Source organism: Tropicimonas isoalkanivorans (genome assembly GCF_900112335.1).
Taxonomy (GTDB): domain Bacteria; phylum Pseudomonadota; class Alphaproteobacteria; order Rhodobacterales; family Rhodobacteraceae; genus Tropicimonas; species Tropicimonas isoalkanivorans.
This window is the reverse complement of the sequence record NZ_FOLG01000003.1, coordinates 1-16,450: the sequence shown is the minus strand read 5'-3', so window position 1 is coordinate 16,450 and position 16,450 is coordinate 1. Positions and strand designations below refer to the sequence as shown.

14 protein-coding genes are annotated in these 16,450 nt (G+C 66.9%); 3 read left to right on the top strand and 11 right to left on the bottom strand.

Annotated features, from left to right (window positions below):
* Positions 1 to 22: 22 nt before the first annotated feature.
* From BM075_RS07255 to BM075_RS07235, 5 genes are all read right to left on the bottom strand, one after another.
* The gene (locus BM075_RS07255) at positions 23 to 1,879 is read right to left on the bottom strand and encodes a [FeFe] hydrogenase, group A (RefSeq protein ID WP_093360010.1); all 1,857 of its coding nucleotides are present in this window, start codon (positions 1,877 to 1,879) and stop codon (positions 23 to 25) included.
* Between the two features lies 1 nt (position 1,880).
* Complete coding sequence (locus BM075_RS07250) at positions 1,881 to 3,878, bottom strand: FAD-dependent oxidoreductase (RefSeq protein WP_093360009.1); 1,998 nt, start codon at positions 3,876 to 3,878, stop codon at positions 1,881 to 1,883.
* Between the two features lie 292 nt (positions 3,879 to 4,170).
* Positions 4,171 to 4,905 carry an ABC transporter ATP-binding protein gene (locus BM075_RS07245; RefSeq protein ID WP_093360008.1) on the bottom strand — a complete coding sequence of 245 codons (735 nt, stop codon included), beginning with the start codon at positions 4,903 to 4,905 and terminating at the stop codon, positions 4,171 to 4,173.
* Positions 4,902 to 5,681 carry an ABC transporter permease gene (locus tag BM075_RS07240; RefSeq protein WP_093360007.1) on the bottom strand — a complete coding sequence of 260 codons (780 nt, stop codon included), beginning with the start codon at positions 5,679 to 5,681 and terminating at the stop codon, positions 4,902 to 4,904. Before BM075_RS07240 ends, BM075_RS07245 begins: the two co-directional genes overlap by 4 nt.
* 4 nt (positions 5,682 to 5,685) lie before the next feature.
* Positions 5,686 to 6,699: an ABC transporter substrate-binding protein gene (locus BM075_RS07235; protein WP_093360006.1), complete on the bottom strand. Its 1,014-nt coding sequence runs from the start codon at positions 6,697 to 6,699 to the stop codon at positions 5,686 to 5,688.
* Positions 6,700 to 6,934: 235 nt separating this feature from the next.
* Here BM075_RS07235 and BM075_RS07230 point away from each other — a divergent pair, with 235 nt between their 5' ends.
* Positions 6,935 to 7,951 (top strand): LysR family transcriptional regulator, encoded by a 1,017-nt coding sequence (locus tag BM075_RS07230; protein ID WP_093360005.1) that lies wholly within the window; start codon positions 6,935 to 6,937, stop codon positions 7,949 to 7,951.
* On the opposite strand, the gene BM075_RS07225 is transcribed toward BM075_RS07230, so the two are convergent.
* The 6 genes from BM075_RS07225 to BM075_RS07200 form a co-directional block, all read right to left on the bottom strand.
* Complete coding sequence (locus BM075_RS07225; RefSeq protein ID WP_093360004.1) at positions 7,945 to 9,201, bottom strand: TRAP transporter large permease; 1,257 nt, start codon at positions 9,199 to 9,201, stop codon at positions 7,945 to 7,947. The genes BM075_RS07230 and BM075_RS07225 overlap by 7 nt on opposite strands.
* A 12-nt stretch (positions 9,202 to 9,213) precedes the next feature.
* Entirely contained in the window at positions 9,214 to 9,786 is a 573-nt protein-coding gene (locus BM075_RS07220) for a TRAP transporter small permease (RefSeq protein WP_093360003.1), read from the bottom strand.
* Positions 9,783 to 10,754: a TRAP transporter substrate-binding protein gene (locus BM075_RS07215; protein WP_245758770.1), complete on the bottom strand. Its 972-nt coding sequence runs from the start codon at positions 10,752 to 10,754 to the stop codon at positions 9,783 to 9,785. The genes BM075_RS07220 and BM075_RS07215 overlap by 4 nt, the downstream gene beginning before the upstream one ends.
* 103 nt (positions 10,755 to 10,857) lie before the next feature.
* Entirely contained in the window at positions 10,858 to 11,610 is a 753-nt protein-coding gene (locus BM075_RS07210; RefSeq protein ID WP_093360002.1) for an SDR family NAD(P)-dependent oxidoreductase, read from the bottom strand.
* A gap of 30 nt (positions 11,611 to 11,640) precedes the next feature.
* Positions 11,641 to 12,669 carry a transketolase family protein gene (locus BM075_RS07205; protein WP_093360001.1) on the bottom strand — a complete coding sequence of 343 codons (1,029 nt, stop codon included), beginning with the start codon at positions 12,667 to 12,669 and terminating at the stop codon, positions 11,641 to 11,643.
* Positions 12,666 to 13,520: a transketolase gene (locus BM075_RS07200; RefSeq protein WP_093360000.1), complete on the bottom strand. Its 855-nt coding sequence runs from the start codon at positions 13,518 to 13,520 to the stop codon at positions 12,666 to 12,668. The genes BM075_RS07205 and BM075_RS07200 overlap by 4 nt, the downstream gene beginning before the upstream one ends.
* 237 nt (positions 13,521 to 13,757) lie before the next feature.
* Here BM075_RS07200 and BM075_RS07195 point away from each other — a divergent pair, with 237 nt between their 5' ends.
* On the top strand, positions 13,758 to 14,573 hold the full coding sequence (locus BM075_RS07195) for a sugar phosphate isomerase/epimerase family protein (protein ID WP_093359999.1): 816 nt from the start codon (positions 13,758 to 13,760) through the stop codon (positions 14,571 to 14,573).
* 38 nt (positions 14,574 to 14,611) lie between these two features.
* Complete coding sequence (gene dhaL / locus BM075_RS07190) at positions 14,612 to 16,378, top strand: dihydroxyacetone kinase subunit DhaL (protein WP_093359998.1); 1,767 nt, start codon at positions 14,612 to 14,614, stop codon at positions 16,376 to 16,378.
* The last annotated feature ends 72 nt before the right edge of the window (positions 16,379 to 16,450 follow it).

Sequence of the window (16,450 nt, the reverse complement as noted above, 5' to 3'; positions counted from 1 at the left end):
GCCTGCTTCCCGCGCGGTCGGTTCAGTAGACCATCGTGGACATCGTGATGTCGTCCCAGATCTCCTTCACCGTGTGCTCCATCTCGCGGCGCCGGTCGGTGTAGTGGGTGTGCAGCAGGTCGTGGGCCTTTCGGGAATTCGGCGCCTCCAGAAAGTCGCGGTAGAGCGTCTTCACCTGCTCGTTGTTGTGGGACTGGCGAACGCGGGCGGTACGGTCGACGTCGTAGATCGTCTTGCGCCGCGCCATCGCCAGCGGCAGGTACGCCCGCTTCGACCGCAGCGAGCCGCCGCCGTCGACGCAGCCGCCGGGGCAGGCCATGACTTCGATGAAGTCGAAGTCGGCCTCGCCCGCGCGCACCGCCTCGACAATGGCGCGGGTGTCGCCGAGGCCGTGGACCATGGCGACCTTCACCTCCCCGATCTGGCCGCCGAGGTCCACCGTGGCGGAGCGCGCGCCTTCGAAGCCGCGCAACTGGGTCAGGTCTATCTGCTCCAACTCGTGGCCGTTGACCACGGCATAGATCGTGCGGACCGCCGCCTCCATCACCCCGCCCGTGGTGCCGAAGATGGCCCCTGCGCCGGAATATTCGCTCATAAGCGGATTGTCGAAGGTGGAGGGCTCCAGATCCTTCAGGTCAATCCCCTCGCGGCGCAGCAGGCGGGCGAACTCGCGCGTGGTCAGCACCACGTCGGTTTCGGGCAGGCCGTCGTGAACCAGTTGCGGGCGCACCGCTTCGTCCTTCTTGGCGGTGCAGGGCATGATCGAGATCACCCGCACCTTCTCGGGCGCGATGCCCATCTTCTCGGGCAGGTAAGTCTTGGCCATGGTTGAGAGCACCTGCTGGGGCGACTTGGTGGAGGACAGCAGCGGCAGGATGTCCGGGTAGTGGATCTCAGCGAAGTTGATCCAGGCCGGGCAGCAGGAGGTGAAAGTCGGCCGCTGGCCACGCTTGAGGCGGCCCAGCAATTCGGTCCCTTCCTCCATGATGACCACATCGGCGGCGAAATTGGTGTCGAGCACCACATCGACGCCGATCTTGCGGCAGGCCGCGATGATCTGGCCTTCCACGTTGGTGCCGGCGGGCATCCCAAACTCCTCGCCGAAGGCCACGCGCACGGCGGGGGCGAATTGGACCACCGTCGTCAGGTCCGGATCGCAGATATAGTCGAGCGCGCGCTCCGTCTCGTCGCGCTCCCCCAGGGCGCCGGTGGGGCAGACCAGCACGCACTGGCCGCAGGTGACGCAGGTGGAGTTCTTCTGGTCGTAGCCGTCGCGTAGGTCGACGTAGCGATTGACGCCGGTGCCCGACATGACCAGCGCGTCCACCTTCTGATGATAACGGCAGACGGCGACGCAGCGCTGACATCGCACGCAGCGCTGCATGTCGCGGATCAGCGCCGGGGAGCTGTCGTCGACCTCGCGGGCGAGCGTGCGGGCCCGGTCAAAAAACCGGTTTTCGGTCAGCCCTACAAACTGCGCCAGATCCTGCAACTCGCAGTCGCCGTGGCGCACGCAGGTGGCGCAGTCCTGCAGGTGGTCGGCCATCAGCAGCTCCACCTGCAGCTTCTGCATGTTTCGCACGCGTTTGGTGCGGGTGGCCACCTGCATCCCCTCGCGCACCGGCGTGTTGCAGGCGGTGACGATCTGCGCCGCCGCGCGGCCCGACTGGACGATCTCCACCACGCAGACTCGGCAGGTGCCCGGCGCGTGGTCGATGTCCTCCAACTCGCACAGGGTGGGGATGTAAAGGCCGTGGCGCCGGGCGCAGCTCAGGATCGTCTCGTTGGGAAAGGCCGCGCAGGCGTGGCTGTTGATGGTGAGCGAGATGGTGGCCTCCGCCGGATCTCGCGTCTGGACGTCCGAATGATCGGTGCACATGTCAGGCGGCTCCTTCCGGGATCGGGTGTTTGGTCACGACGGAGTAGATCCGGTAACAGCGCATGCAGCGTTGCGCCTCGGCATAGGCATCCTGTTCGCTGATGGTCTGCTCCACCTCGCCAAACATCTTCTTGCGCAGCTCCGGGTCCAGCTCCGGGTTGTGGACGCGGTAGGCGTTGCGCACCGGCATCTCGACCACGTCGTTGGCCAGGATCCGGTTGTCCGCGATCAGCTTGCGCATCCTCGAGCGCTTGAAGAACCGCACCGTGCCGCGCTGGATCCAGTCATCGATGCTACGCGCCGCCTTCAGCCCGGCTGCCATGGCGTAGATCAGGGTCGAAGGGCCGGTGACGCAGTCCCCACCCGCAAAGACGCCCGGCCGCGAGGTGGCGAGCGTTTGGTCCGTCGCCACGCAGCGCCACTTGTCCAGCGTGACGCCGTCGTCCTCCACCAGCGCGCCGTCCTCCACCTGCTGGCCGATTGCGGAGATGAAGGTGTCGCAGGGCAGGGTGAAATCGCTGCCCGGCACCGGTCGCACCTTGCGCCTGCCGCTTTCGTCGGGCTCGGTCTGCTCCATGCGTACCAGCTCCACGCCGGTGATGCGGCCCGCCTGGGTCAGGATGCGTGTCGGGTTCGTGAGGGTGTGGAAAGCGATGTCTTCCTCGTTCGCGGCAACCACCTCCTCGTGATCGGCCGGCATGTCCTCCAGCGTCCTGCGATAGACCACGTGGACCTTCTCCGCCCCGAGCCGCACCGCCGAACGCACGCAGTCCATCGCCACGTTGCCGCCGCCGACGACAACCACCTCGCCTGCGAGCGCGAGCGGCGCGATCCCGTCCACGTGGTCGTGGACACTCAGAAGGAAGTCGATCCCGCTGTAGTAGCCGCCGCGCGCCTCCGCCTCGCCGGCCACGCCCAGGCTGGTGCCCGCCTGGCAGCCGAGTCCGAGGAAGACGGCCTTGTAGCCCTGCGCGAACAGCCCGTCGATCGTCACGTCCCGGCCGAGCTGCTGGCCGAACAGGAACCGCCCGCCGAGATCGACGATGATGTCCGTCTCCAGCGCCAGCGTATCCTTCGGCAGCCGGTAGGACGGGATGCCGATCTGTGCCATGCCACCGGCTTCGTTGGATTTCTCGAAAACATCCACGTGGTAGCCGTGCAGCAGCAAGTGATAGGCACAGGAGATGCCAGCCGGTCCCGCGCCAATCACCGCCACCCGCATCGCCGGATCGAGTGGCTTGCGGATCATGTCGCGGGTGAACTTGAGCGCGTTCGGCCCCTTCTGCTGGTCGGCGACGTAGCGCTTCAGCGTCTTGATCCCCACAGCCTCGTCCACGAACTTGCGCCGACAGGCCTGCTCGCAGTAGCGCACACAGACCCGGCCGCAGGTGGCCGCCATCGGGTACTTCTGAAGCAGCACGCCCAGCGAGTTCTCGGGCTTTCCGTCGCGGATGTAGTCGATGTAGCGCGGCACGTTCACCTTGCTGGGGCAGGCCTCGATGCAGGGCGCGGTCATGTAGGCCATGCCGATCTGCGCCCGGATCGGCATGTGATCCGCGGTTTCCGCCTCCATCTTGTTTCGAAAGTTCCTCAACGCATCGAGCAGGGCCACGGCGCAGGTCTGCCCCAGCCCGCAGAGCGAAGTCTGCCGCATCTGCTCGCCCAGCATCTCGATGTCGTCGAAGCCCAGCGGGGACTCCAGGCCGCGGCGCATCTTATCCAGCGCATCGCGCACCAGCACGGTGCCCATCCGGCACGGGGTGCACGCGCCGCAGGATTGCTCGGCGGCTTTCTCCATGTAGTGAAACAGCGCATCGACCAGGCTGACCGTCTCGTCGAACACCAGAAACCCCCGGTCCCCGAAGAACGCCCGGATCGGGTTGCCGGCGTCAAACTCGTCGAAATCTGTGAGTTCCGGCAGGGTGGCCTGCGCCGCATCGGCCGATTGCCGGGAATCGTGCACCACGCCGTCCCAGACGCCATAGACGATGTGTGTCATGCGGGGTCCTCCTCTCGGGAAGCGAGGCGAGCCGAAACCGGATTGCCCCGGTACGGCGGTGCCGACGGGATGCGATGGAGCGTGGTGCGGTGAAAATCGTGCGCAGATCGAGCGCACGGCCATGGCGGCGGCCGTCGCGGTGGACGCATCGGCATGTCTGCGGTCATCGTCCTGTCGGACGCTGGACGCGCCCGCCCGATTACTGCGAGACAAGGCGCAGGGGATCTGGCCTTCCTCCTTCAGTCTCCGCCAATTTTGCGGTGTGTCGATCCGACCGCGTGTCGCATCGGGGTCACGGATCCGCGCCGGGGGACCGTTCTGCGTCCCCCGTCAACGCTCCGGCGGCGGCGGCACGCTCAGCCTCCGTCCGCGATGCAACATGGCCGGGAAGAGCGCGCTGCGACGTCACCCGGGCGGGCGCCGGTGAGAGGACTGCGACATGCTCCGCGATGTCCGCGGCCTCCCGTGGGTCGTGGGTCACCACCAGGGCGGCCGCGCGCCGGCGGTCCACGTGGTCCCGCGCGAGGGACTGCATCTGGCGGGCGAGCGGGCGGTCGAGGGCGCCAAAAGGCTCGTCGAGGAGCAGCAGGTCTGGCTCGATCACGAGCGCGCGGGCGAGGGCAACCCGTTGGCGCATCCCCCCCGAAAGTTGGCGGGGATATTTCCGAACGTCATCCCCCCGCAGCCCGACGGAGGCCAGCGCCGCCATCGCCCGGTCCCGCCGCTCCGCCGAAGCCAGCCGGTCCGCCTTCAGCGCGAAGGCGACGTTCGCCAATGCGGTCCGCCAGGGAAGGAGGCGCGGGTCCTGAAAGACGATCGCCGTCCGGCGGCCGGTGCGCAAGACGCGGCCCGAGGCCGGTTCGAGCAGCCCGGCGCCGATGGCGAGAAGCGTGCTTTTCCCGCAGCCGGACGGGCCCATCAACGCCGTCACGTGCCCGGCCAATACTTCGAGATCTATGCCGTCAAGGATTGGGTCCGCGCCGTAAGAGAAATGGACCCGTTCGAAGGCGAGAGCAGGCGCGGTCATGACGCGGTGCTTCGCGGATCTTCGCGCCAGAGGTCCATCCGGCGCTGGAGCCGCCGCACAAGGAGGTGATCCACGGTGATCAGGACGGCAACCACGACTACGATCCAGGCCATCGTCTCGGCGGTATCGACCCGTGCCCGTGCCGCGGCGAGCCCGTCCCCGATCCCGCCGGCCCCCGAGAGCAGTTCGGCCATCACGGACACCTTCCACGACATGGCGAGTGCGGTGGTGAGGGCGGGGAAGAGGTGGCTGGCCATGTGTGGTCCGTAGACGTCGAGCGCCATCGCGGAGGCAGGCGCACGGAACGCCCGGGCCATGCGCGCAAGGTCGCCGTCCAGGCTACATGCGCCCTGCGTCGCGGCGGCGAAGACCAGCGGGCCGGTCGCGACCGCCACGGTAAAGACGACGGCCCAACTCCCGCCGAACCAAAGCAGCGCCAGCACGACCCAGGCAATGGCCGGAATGCCGAGCAGGATCGTCGCGACGGGCTGAAGGGTGAGCCGTACCTCCTCCCGCAGGCCGGCGAGCGTGCCGGCGAAGATCCCCACGGCGGCACCTGCGAACCAGCCCAGACCGGCGTGACCGGCAGTGGCGGCGAGTGCCGGGCCGACAGTTCCGTCTCGCATCATGCGCAGAAGGGCCGAAGCCGTTTCGTCCAGCCCGGGCAGCACGAGCGGCCCGTAGAGACGGTGGCCGAGGGCCCAAAGCGCGAGCAGCAGCACGATCCCCAGCGACCCCCAGATCGCGCGCGCCCCTTTGCTGCGGCCCGCCGCCATGGTGCTAGCCCCAATAGAACGCGGGATCGGGCAACTTGCCGCCCACGATGCCCGGATCGAGGCGCATCAGGTTCTCGAAATAGACCTCGATATCCTCCCGCGCCTCTGCCGCCGACTGGACGTCGAGGTGCACGTACGGGATCGACTTCGCGATCACCGTGGCGGGAAGGGGAAGCGTTTCGCTGGCCAGTTGCCCGGCCGCCTCGGGATGATCGAGCACCCACGCCCCCGCATCGACGGTCGCGGCATGGACGGCCGCCACGACCTCCGGTTTCGCCTCCAGGAACTCAGGGTTCACGGCGAGCCCGACCTGCGGGATGCGCGGGCCGCGGCCGGTTTGCTGGCCGTAAACCTCGGTCACGTCGAAGGCGCGCCGGATCGGAATGCCGGTCTGTTTGGCCTTGAGGAGAGCCGCGGTGGCGGCTGGCTCGTGCAGGACCGCGACGTCCCCCCGCCCGGCGAGAAAGAGCGGCACCGCCTCGCCCGGGCTGCCAACATAGTCGAGCGATACATCCCGGTCGGGGTCGAGGCCGGACCATTTCAGCACCAGCCGGAACAGCAGGTCCGGCGCCTCGTTCTTGTTGGACAGAAGGACGGTTTTGCCGGCCAGATCCTCGATCTGCGTCACGTCCTCCGCGCGGGCCATGACGTAGAGCACGCCCCAGGTGACGACGTTGACCATCGTCGTGCCCGCGCCCCGGTTGAAGAAATTGGCTGCCGCGTAGGTGGATGTGCCAAACAGCTTGAAGCCGCCCGACGCGATCCCCGCGCGCATCTGATCGGTGCTTTTCCAGATATCGAACCGAGTGCCCGGCGCAACGGAGTCCAGTGCGCCGGAGGCGACGGCGCGCGCAAAGACGGCGGATGGGGTGGCGGGAATGCCCCAGATGGTCAGCGGGTCCGACGCTCGCGCTATTGCAGGCCCGAATGCCCATGGCAGGGCGCAGGACGCCGCTGCGAATGCGCCGCCGCGAAGAACGTCTCGCCTGCGAAACGGTGCTATGTGACAGGATGGCATGGGATGATCCTCCGCCGTCGATCCCGGGCTCCGCCGGGGAAGCGTCGCGGCCATGGACCGGGCCCGCTCTCTTCCGCCGCGGCGTCCTGTCGCCAAGTGAGGCCTGAACCGGCGCGCGCTGTCAACGCGGCACATCTGCGCCGCGGACGCGCCGAGTTGTCATGGCTCGCGGTGCTGCGGCTTGCTAGGATGCGCGGAAAGGACCGCCGCTCGGCGGCCAGCCGAGGAGCGGACGATGCTGAGGGATATGAACATGAATGCGCTGCGGCACTTCGAGGCCGTCGCGCGGCGCGGCCGGGTGTCCAAGGCGGCGGAAGAGCTGCGCGTCACGACCTCCGCCGTCAGTCAGCAGATCCGCTTGCTGGAGCAGCAGTTCGGCGTCCTCCTTTTCCGCCGCGAAAACCGCCGCCTGATCCCGACGGAGGAGGGCGAACGGCTTTACATCGCCACGTCGCAGGCATTTCGCATGGTGGCCGAGGTGCATTCGGCAATCGTGCGGCAGCGCCAGATGCGCCAGTTCATCATGCGCGTCAGCCCGTCATTCGGCGTCCGCTGGCTTGGGCCTCGGGTCAAGTCCTTCCTTGACCAGAACCCGGATTGGAGCGTGCGGGTGGACGCGACCCCGGAGTTCACCGACTTCGAGACGGAAATTGTCGACCTCGATCTGCGCTACGGCAGCGATCCGCGGTCGGGCATGCACGAGGTGTGCGTGATGCAGGATTTCATCTTGCCGATGTGCTCCCCGGCCTACCTGGAGACCCTGCGCGCCTTCAGCGACGACCCGATGGAGCAGCTTTGCCACGCCCAGCTCATCGACAGCGTCAAGACCTTCTACCGCTGGGACGTCTGGTTGAACCAGCGGGGCGGGGCGACCGTGCCCTCCGTCTACGCGCTCCGGTTCGACCGGTCCTCCATGGCGATTCAGCTCGCCGCGGACGGGGCAGGGGTGACGCTGGAGAGCGCCGTTCTGGCCTGGCGGGAGCTTGCCACCGGCGCGCTTGTGCCACTCTCCGACCGGCTCGATGTGATCGAGTTCTCCGGCTACCACGTGGTCTGCCCGCCGCGGCACACCAACCGGCGGATCGTGCGGCTTTTCACCGAGTGGATGCTGGAGGAGGGGGGACGCCACGAAGCGGAGGTGAGAACCTACCTGACGGACCGGGGCTGTCCGATTGTTCTGGAGGGCGGGCCGGCCCAGGATTGGGGGGGAGGAGAGGGGCCGGCCCGGCCCATGCCGCATGACGCTCAGTAGAGGGTCAGTGCGGGTACGAAGGAGATCAGCAACAGCACGCCCAGGGCCACCAGGTAGAAGGGCAGCAGCGCGCGCACCGTCTCGCCGATCCGGCATCGTGCGATGGCCGTGGAGATGAAGAGCGTCGTGCCCTTTGTCGGCGTGTAGAGCCCCACCGAGAGGTTGACCACCATCATCAGGCCAAGCTGAACCGGGTCCAGACCGATGGTCTGGCCGATGGTCACGAAGAGCGGTCCCAGCAGCAGCACGGCCGCCGGCAGGTCGAGGAAGGCCCCGACGACGATCATCACCAGGTTCAGCGCCAGGATGACCATCCACGGTTCGGAGAAGGTGGCTGCCACCCACGTCGCGAGCTCCTGCGGCACACGCTCGGCCGTCAGCACCCACTGAATGGTGGAGGAGGCCATGATGATGAACATGACCGCGCCCGTCATCATCGCCGTCTCCACCGCAGCGTCCCAGATGCCGCGCCAGTTGAGATCGCGATAGACGAGACCGCTGACGAGGAGCGCATAGGCCACGGCCATCACGCTGACCTCGGTCGGCGTGGCGATGCCGAAGCGCAGCGTTCCGATGACGAAGACCGGCATCAGGAGCGCGGGGATCGCCGTGAAGATCTGCGACCGGAAGGCGGCGAACCCCCCTGCAAGCGGCGAGCGCGGCAGGTTCTGCCGGTGGGCGACAAACCAGACGGTCGTGAACATCCCGATGCCCAGCATCAGCCCCGGCAGGATGCCGGCGACGAAGAGATCCACGATGGAAACGTTGGAGACCAGCCCGTAGAGGATGAGCGGGATCGACGGCGGGATCAGCACCGAGACGGTCGAGGAGGCGGAGTTGATCGCCGCCGCGAAGCCGGAGGGGTAGCCCTCCTTCTGCTGCACCGGGATGAGTGCATTGCCGAGGGCGGAGGCATCCGCCACCGCCGAACCGGAGACGCCGCCGAACATCACGGAGCCGATGATGGACACCTGGCCCATCCCGCCCTTGAAGTTGCCGACCAGCAGCCGGGCGATGTTGACGAGATACACCCCGAACTTGCCGGACATCATCAGGCTGCCCGCCATGATGAAGAACGGGATCGCGAGCATCGGGAAGCTCTGGGTGGGCGTGTAGAGGCGTTGGACGATCACGGCCATTGGCCGGCCTTCGAGGAAGAGCGCCGCGGCGACGCCGCCGAGCATGGCGTGAGCCACCGGGACGGAGAAGGCCAGCAGCAGGAAGAAGATCCAGATCAGGGGAGCGGTCATGGTCGGTTCCGATCAGCTCAGGCTGGCACGCTCGGGTCCGGCGTCGTGAATGTCTTCGCCCGCCAGAGCGCGAATGATGTCGACGAGGGCGATGATCGCCATGCCGATGAAGGCGTAGACGAGGCTCGAGTACCCCCAGATCTGCTTGATGCCGAGCGTCGAAAGCGCCTGAAACTTAGAGGCTTTCAAGATCGGCCAGCTCGATTCCAGAACGCTGAGCGAGATCACCACGATGGTGACGTTGACCGCTAGCAAAAGCAGGCGCCGGCTGTTTGGTGACAACATGTCCGGCATCAGCGTGATGGAGATGTTGCGCCCACGCGCAGCAGCGATGACGATGCCGCCGGCCACAAGCCAAGGTAGCAGCAACGCATGAATTTCATAGGCCCAGGCGATGCCGGAACCGAAAGCGTATCGCAAGATCACGTTCACGAGCAGCGCGCAGAACATGAACGCGAGACAAACGGCGGCGACGAGCCGGCCACTCCATTCCAGGAGCGTCGAGATCCCGACGACCCAGGAGAGGAGGGGGCGCGTGCGCCCCTTCCCGTCATGCGTCGGGGATGATGTGTCCCCGCGGTTCATTCCAGACCTGCAGCTTTTTTCAGGGCTGCGACCAGATCAGGATAGGTCTCCGCGTACTTGTCGTAAACCGAAGAGGTCGCTTTCTGATAGGCGGCCTTGTCGGCCTCCGCGAAGGTCGCGCCTTCCGCTTCCATCTTGGGTTGGAGCGCCGCGTCGCTGTCGGCCACGGCCTGGCGCTGCATCTTGCCGGCTTCCGCCGTCGCCTGAAGCGCGCAGTTCTGCGTTTCTTCATCCAGGCCGGACCACCAGGCGAGACCCGCGACGACCGGAGTCGTTTCATACTTGTGGCCGGTCATGGTGATGTAGGGCGTGATTTCGTGCAGCTTTGCCGTGTAGATGTTGACCAGCGGGTTTTCCTGCCCGTCGAAAACGCCGGACTGCAGCGCGGTGGGCAGTTCGGACCAGGCCAGCGGGGCCGGGGCGGCGCCGAGGGCCTCGAAGATGTCGACAGTCATCTGGTCCGGGGGCGTGCGGATTTTCATGCCGGCCAGATCGCCGGGCTCGGAAACCGTCTTGCTGACATGAGTGATGTTCCGGATGCCGTTGTCCCAGAAGCCGAGGATCTTCAGGCCGGCGTTCTGGGCACGCTCGTCGAGCATGGTGCCCACGTCGCCATCAAGCACTTCCCAGGCCGTCGGCAGGTCTTTGAACAGGAAGGGCAGGCCCAGAAGGCCGATCTCCGGCACGATTTGCGACATCGGGCCCTGGCTGTTGGCCGTAACCTGGATGACGCCCGCCGCGGCAGAGGTCAGCATTTCGGCGTCGTCGCCCATCGTCGCGGAGGGCGCGACGTTGACCGTGTGGGCCCCTCCGGAGCATTCAGTGAAGATCTCGGCCCACTTGTCGGCTGCCTCGAACCGCGGGTTGCCGGGGTTGGCGCCGTGGGCAAAGATCACTTCGTCGGCCTGCGCGGCCGCACCGGCCAGCATGGTTGCCCCCATCAGGGCGGTAATCAGGGAAATTTTCACGATTTTCTCCTCCAGAATGATGAGTGGTCAATACGGCGGTTCATCCGCCGACTACCGGGCCGCCGCGCCGTTCCTCCGTTGGCGGCGACCCGGAATTTCGGGGTCAGTGAATGAGGGAGCCCCCATTCACATCGACCTCGGTTCCCGTGCAATAGGCCGACAGATCCGAGGCGAGGAACAGGGCGCAACCGGCGACGTCGATGGCTTCGCCCGCGCGCCCCATCGGGATGCCCGCGAGCACCTGTTCCTTCATCTCCGGTGTCAGTTTGCCTTGTGTAATGTCGGTGGCAATGAAGCCCGGGCAGATCGCATTCACACGCACGTTATCGGGCGCGAGTTCACGTGCCGACGCCTTGGTCAGGCCGAGCACGCCGGCCTTGGCGGCGGAGTAGTGCGGGCCGCCGAAGATGCCGCCGCCGCGTTGGGCAGAGACCGACGAGAGGTTCACGATCGAGCCGCTTTTGCGCTGGCGCATGTGGGGCACGACGGCCTGGGTGCAATAGAGCGTGCCGCGCAGGCTGACATCGGTGACCGCCTCGTAGTTCTCGGGCTCGATTTCCATGAACTTGAGCGGCTGGGTGATGCCGGCGTTGTTCACGAGGATGTCGATCTGGCCCCATTTCTCGATCAGCGCATCCATGACCTGCTGCACCTGCGCCTTGTCGATGACGTTGCAGGCCATGCCCACGTGGTTCGGGCCGAGGTCGGCGGCGGCGGCTTCGGCCTGCGCCTGATCGAGGTCGAGGATGGCGACAGTGGCGCCATGCTCCGCAAACAGCTTAGCCGTTGCCTTGCCGAGGCCGCGCGCGGACGCGGCGCCGGTCACGACAGCGAACTTGCCATCAAGTAGTCCCATTGTAGTATCTCCGTTCTTCTGGGAGGGCGGTCAGAGCCAGCCCTTGATCTGAGTGGCCACGGCGCGGCGGCTGATGCCGTACATGTCGTGCAGGGTGGGCAGCGCGCCGGCTTCCAGGAACGCGTCGGGCAGCCCAATTTGGCGGAAAGTGGGCGTAACGCCCGCGGTCAGGCAGGCAGCGGCGATGGCCTCGCCCAGGCCGCCGATGCGGGTGTGGTTCTCCGCCACAACCAGAAGCCGGCCCTTGGACGCCTCCGCCAGGATGGTTTCGGTGTCGAGCGGCTTGATCGTCGGGCAGTGCAGGACTGCCACGTCGATGCCCTCGGCGGCAAGGTCGTCCGCCGCATCGAGCGCACGCATGGTCATTATACCGGAAGAGACGACAAGAACGTCCTTGCCCTCACGGATCATCTGCGCCTTGCCGAGCTTGAACTGGTAGTCCGGCTTGTGCTTCTGCAACACGTTGGCCACCTGGCCGCGCAAGAGGCGGGCATAGACCGGACCGTCATGGGCGACGAGTTCCGGCACCATCTGTGCCACGTCCGTCGCGTCGCAGGGGTCGACGATGGCCAGTCCGGGCAACCCGCGGAAGATCGCGATGTCCTCGGTCGCCTGGTGGCTGGGGCCGTAGCCGGAGGTCAGGCCGGGCAGGGCGCAGCAGATCTTCACCGGCAGGCCCTCTTCGGAGATCGCCTGACTGACGAAGTCATATGCCCGGCGGGAGGCGAAGACGGCATAGGTCGTCGCGAACGGGATGAACCCTTCGTGCGCCAGTCCGGCCGCGGCAGCCATGAGCTGCTGCTCGGCCATGCCCATCTGGTAGAACCGGTCGGGATGGGCCTTCGCAAAAACGTGCAGGTCGGTGTATTTCGACAGGTCCGCGGACAGGCCGACGATCCGCTCGTCCGTCTTCGCGAGGTCCGCCAAGGCGTTGCCGAAGGGCGCGGCGACGGTGTCGTACCCTTCTGCTTCGAGCGAGGCGATCATGGCGGAGGTGGCCTGCTGCCCTTCCGGCACGGTGCGGGGTTGGTACTTGCGGGCGCGGGATGCGACGCTCATTTGGGGGCCTCCTCGTCGAGCACGGCCAGTGCCTTCTGCCACTCGTCGGCTTCAACCCGAACGAAGTGGGTGATTTCGCGGCTTTCGAGAAAGGGCACGCCCTTGCACATCACCGTGTCGCAGATGATGACGCGCGGCTGCGGCTTGTCGTGACCGCGGGCGGCGTCAAAGGCGGCGACCAGCGCATCGATATCGTTGCCGTCAACCCGCTGAACGAACCAGCCGAAGGCCTCGAACTTCTTGTCGACCGGCTCGGACGACAGCATCCGGGTCGAGGCGCCGTCCGCCTGTTGGTTGTTGAAGTCGACGATGCAGATCAGGTTGTCGAGCCCGTGGTGCGCGGCGCTCATCGCCGCCTCCCAGGTCGAGCCCTCGCCCAGTTCGCCATCGGACATCAGGTTGAAGACCAGCGCCGAACTGCCCTTCCGCTTCAGGCCCATGGCGCGGCCCACCGCAATGCCCAGGCCCAGGCCCAGCGATCCGCCGCTCATTTCCATCCCCGGGGTGTAGGAGGCCATGCCCGACATGGGCATCCGGCTGTCGTCCATCCCGTAGGTCGGCAGTTCTTCTTCGGGAAGAATGCCCGCTTCAATCAGCGCGGCATAGAATGCGATGGCATAATGCCCGATGGACAGCAGGTACCGGTCGCGCCCTTCCCATTCCGGATCTTCGGGACGGTACTCTGCGGCGTGGAAGAAGGAGACGGCGAGAACATCGGCCACCCCGAGCGCCTGGCCAACATACCCCTGGCCTTGCACTTCGCCCATCTGGATGGCTTTGCGGCGGATGTTGTAGGCGCGACGCGCCAATGAGACGTTCGACCGCCGGTCGGACGATAAACCGATATTCATGTGACCTCCCGTGAGACGCGCTCTCTTGCGTCTGGTGGGCCACACCCTGCGCCATTCGGATCGGAAGTTATACAAACCAGAATTATAACACTGTGTAGGAGAGCTTAATTTCTACCGCTCGGGAATTTTGCTTTTGTCTTGCGCGCCCACCCGGTCGTTCGGGCAGGGCACAGGACATTCGGAGGCGTCCCAAAATGGTGCACCCCGAAACCGCAAGATCCTAAGGGAGGAAACGTCATGCGCCTTGGTCTGGGAAGCTACGCCTATCGCTGGTCCATCGGGATAAAGGATCAGGTGCCGGCCAACCCGAAGACACCGTTCGACCTGCTGGACGCGGCACAGGCGCTTGGGCTGGACCTGATCCAGTACGCCGACAACATGCCGCTTGACCGCCTGTCGCCGGAAGAGCTCGAGCGCCTCGCCGCCACGGCCCGGGAAAAGGGCATCACGCTTGAGGTCGGCACCCAGTGCTTCAATGCCGAAGAGGTCTCCCGCTATCTGGGGATCTGCCGCGTCATCGGATCGAAGATCATGCGCGTGGCGCTGGATGCTGCCGACGCCGAGATGCCTGTGTCGGAGCTGGCGCAACAACTGCGCCCGCTGGTGGAGGATGCAAAGTCCGCCGGCATCCGGATCGCCATCGAGAACCACTTCAACTATCCCTCGCCGCGGATGGTTGAGTTGCTGGACACGGTAAACGACCCCGCGCTCGGTGTCTGCCTGGACGTCGCGAACTCGATCTGCGCCAAGGAATGGCCGGAAGAAACCATCGCGATGCTCGCGCCTTACACGATCAACCTGCACCTGAAGGACTACGTGATCGAGCCTGATCCCTACGGGGTGGGCTTCCGTATCCGCGGCGTGCCGCTGGGTGAGGGGCGGGCGGACATTCCGTGGATTCTCGACCAACTGGCCCATTGCCCGGACGACATGAGTGTGATTGTGGAGCATTGGCTGCCGCTCGGCGCGACGCTGGAGGAAACGATTGCCCAGGAACAGCCCTGGCTGGAGCGCACGGTCGCAGCGGCCCGCAACTACCTGAACGGGCGCTGAAACGCCCCGCCCCGTCTGAATAAACGAGGAGGAGAGAGATGTCTGAGACCCGGGATCACGCGACGAAGAAGCTGATGAATTCGCCTGAGGCGATCATTCCCGAGATGATCGAGGGGATGCTGTCGGCGCATCCGGACCTTTTGCGGCTGGAGGGCGAGACGGGCCGGGCCGTTGTGGCGGTGGATGGGCCGCGCGACGGGAAGGTGGGCATCGTCGTGGGTGGCGGTTCCGGTCACGAGCCGGCGTTTGCGGGCTACGTGGGCCGTGGGCTGGCGGATGCGGCGGCGGTCGGCAACGTCTTTGCCTCGCCGAGCCCGGAGCACATCAAGGAGGCCGCGATGGCCGCCGACGGCGGCGCGGGCGTGGTCTTTCTTTACGGAAACTACACCGGTGACGTGCTGAACTTCGACATGGCGGCGGAGGAATGCGCCGAGATCGGCATCGACGTCCGCTCGGTCGCGGTGATCGACGACGTGGCCTCCGCACCGCCGGAACGGGCGGGCGAACGGCGTGGCATCGCGGGCGACTTCTTCGTCTTCAAGGTGGCCGGCGCCGCCGCGGACATGGGGCTCTCCCTGTTCGAGGTGGAGGCCGCCGCCCGCCGCGCCAATGCCGCGACGCTCTCCATGGGCGTGGCGCTCTCGGCCTGTTCGATGCCGCAGACGCTCAAGCCCAACTTCGAGATCGGCGACGACGAGATGGAAATCGGCATGGGCCTGCACGGCGAACCCGGCATGCGCCGCGCCAAGGTCGATACCGCCGACAGCGTCACCGACGAGATGATGGAGAAGATCCTGGGCGAGATGCCCCTCGCGGCGGGCGACGAGGTCGCGGTGCTGGTCAACGGGCTGGGCTCCACCGGCCCGATGGAGCTCTACCTGGTCCACCGCCGGGTGGCGCAGATCCTGGCCGAACGGCAGGTGACGATCCACCACAGCTGGGTCGGCGAATACTGCACCTCGCTGGAGATGGCCGGCGCCTCGGTGACGCTGATGAAGCTCGACACGGACCTCAAGCGCCTCCTCGACCACCCCTGCCGGACGCCCGCGCTCACCGTCGGCGCCCCGCCCGCACCGGTCGCCGGCGCCACCCGCACGGCCCGCGACTACGCCGCCGCCGCCCGCGCCGAGAGCGTCGACCGCGCTAGCCTGGAGGCCGGCGGCACGGTCACGCCGGAACTCTTCCGGGCGATGATGCAGGCCGCCGGCGAGGCGATCGCCCGTGAGAAGGACCACCTGAGCGAACTCGACGGGGTGATCGGCGACGGCGACCACGGGGTGACGATGGACATCGGCTGGACCGCGGTGCGCGCCGAACTCGCCGCCGCCACACCCGAGGACACCATCAGCCAGACCTGCACCCGGGCGGCCAAGGCGTTCCTCGACGCTGTCGGCGCCTCCTCCGGGCCGCTCTACGCCACCGCCTTCAACACCGCCGGCAAGGCGGTGGCCGACCGGCTCAACCTCGACGCGGAGGCCACCGCGGCCTGGGTCGAGGGGATGCTGGACGGCATCCTGAGCCGCGGCGGCGCGGCCCCCGGCGACAAGACCATGATCGACGCCTGGAAACCCGCCGCCGAAGCCGCCCGCAAGGCGGCCAAAGACGGGGCGGACGCCCTGGGCGTGCTTCAGGCGGCCGCCGAGGGCGCAAAGGCCGGCGCGGAGGCCACCCGCGACATGGAAAGCCGCCGCGGCCGCTCCAAAAAGCTCGGCACCCGCTCCATCGGCCACGTCGACCCCGGCGCCGCTTCCACCCACGTGGTGCTCGCCGCCATGACCGAGGCGCTCGCCACCGGCACCGCCTGACCCAACCCACCGCGGCGCCCGCCCCCCCAAGGCGGCCGCCGCACCCCTCAACACCCCCAAGCCACCCCGCCC

What these genes read in the sequence shown, in the direction of transcription:
- BM075_RS07255 (WP_093360010.1), bottom strand. Translation starts at nt 1,879, where the DNA reads ATGTGCACCGATCATTCGGACGTCCAGACGCGAGATCCGGCGGAGGCC.
- BM075_RS07250 (WP_093360009.1), bottom strand. Translation starts at nt 3,878, where the DNA reads ATGACACACATCGTCTATGGCGTCTGGGACGGCGTGGTGCACGATTCC.
- BM075_RS07245 (WP_093360008.1), bottom strand. Translation starts at nt 4,905, where the DNA reads ATGACCGCGCCTGCTCTCGCCTTCGAACGGGTCCATTTCTCTTACGGC.
- BM075_RS07240 (WP_093360007.1), bottom strand. Translation starts at nt 5,681, where the DNA reads ATGGCGGCGGGCCGCAGCAAAGGGGCGCGCGCGATCTGGGGGTCGCTG.
- BM075_RS07235 (WP_093360006.1), bottom strand. Translation starts at nt 6,699, where the DNA reads ATGCCATCCTGTCACATAGCACCGTTTCGCAGGCGAGACGTTCTTCGC.
- BM075_RS07230 (WP_093360005.1), top strand. Translation starts at nt 6,935, where the DNA reads ATGCTGAGGGATATGAACATGAATGCGCTGCGGCACTTCGAGGCCGTC.
- BM075_RS07225 (WP_093360004.1), bottom strand. Translation starts at nt 9,201, where the DNA reads ATGACCGCTCCCCTGATCTGGATCTTCTTCCTGCTGCTGGCCTTCTCC.
- BM075_RS07220 (WP_093360003.1), bottom strand. Translation starts at nt 9,786, where the DNA reads ATGAACCGCGGGGACACATCATCCCCGACGCATGACGGGAAGGGGCGC.
- BM075_RS07210 (WP_093360002.1), bottom strand. Translation starts at nt 11,610, where the DNA reads ATGGGACTACTTGATGGCAAGTTCGCTGTCGTGACCGGCGCCGCGTCC.
- BM075_RS07205 (WP_093360001.1), bottom strand. Translation starts at nt 12,669, where the DNA reads ATGAGCGTCGCATCCCGCGCCCGCAAGTACCAACCCCGCACCGTGCCG.
- BM075_RS07200 (WP_093360000.1), bottom strand. Translation starts at nt 13,520, where the DNA reads ATGAATATCGGTTTATCGTCCGACCGGCGGTCGAACGTCTCATTGGCG.
- BM075_RS07195 (WP_093359999.1), top strand. Translation starts at nt 13,758, where the DNA reads ATGCGCCTTGGTCTGGGAAGCTACGCCTATCGCTGGTCCATCGGGATA.
- dhaL (WP_093359998.1), top strand. Translation starts at nt 14,612, where the DNA reads ATGTCTGAGACCCGGGATCACGCGACGAAGAAGCTGATGAATTCGCCT.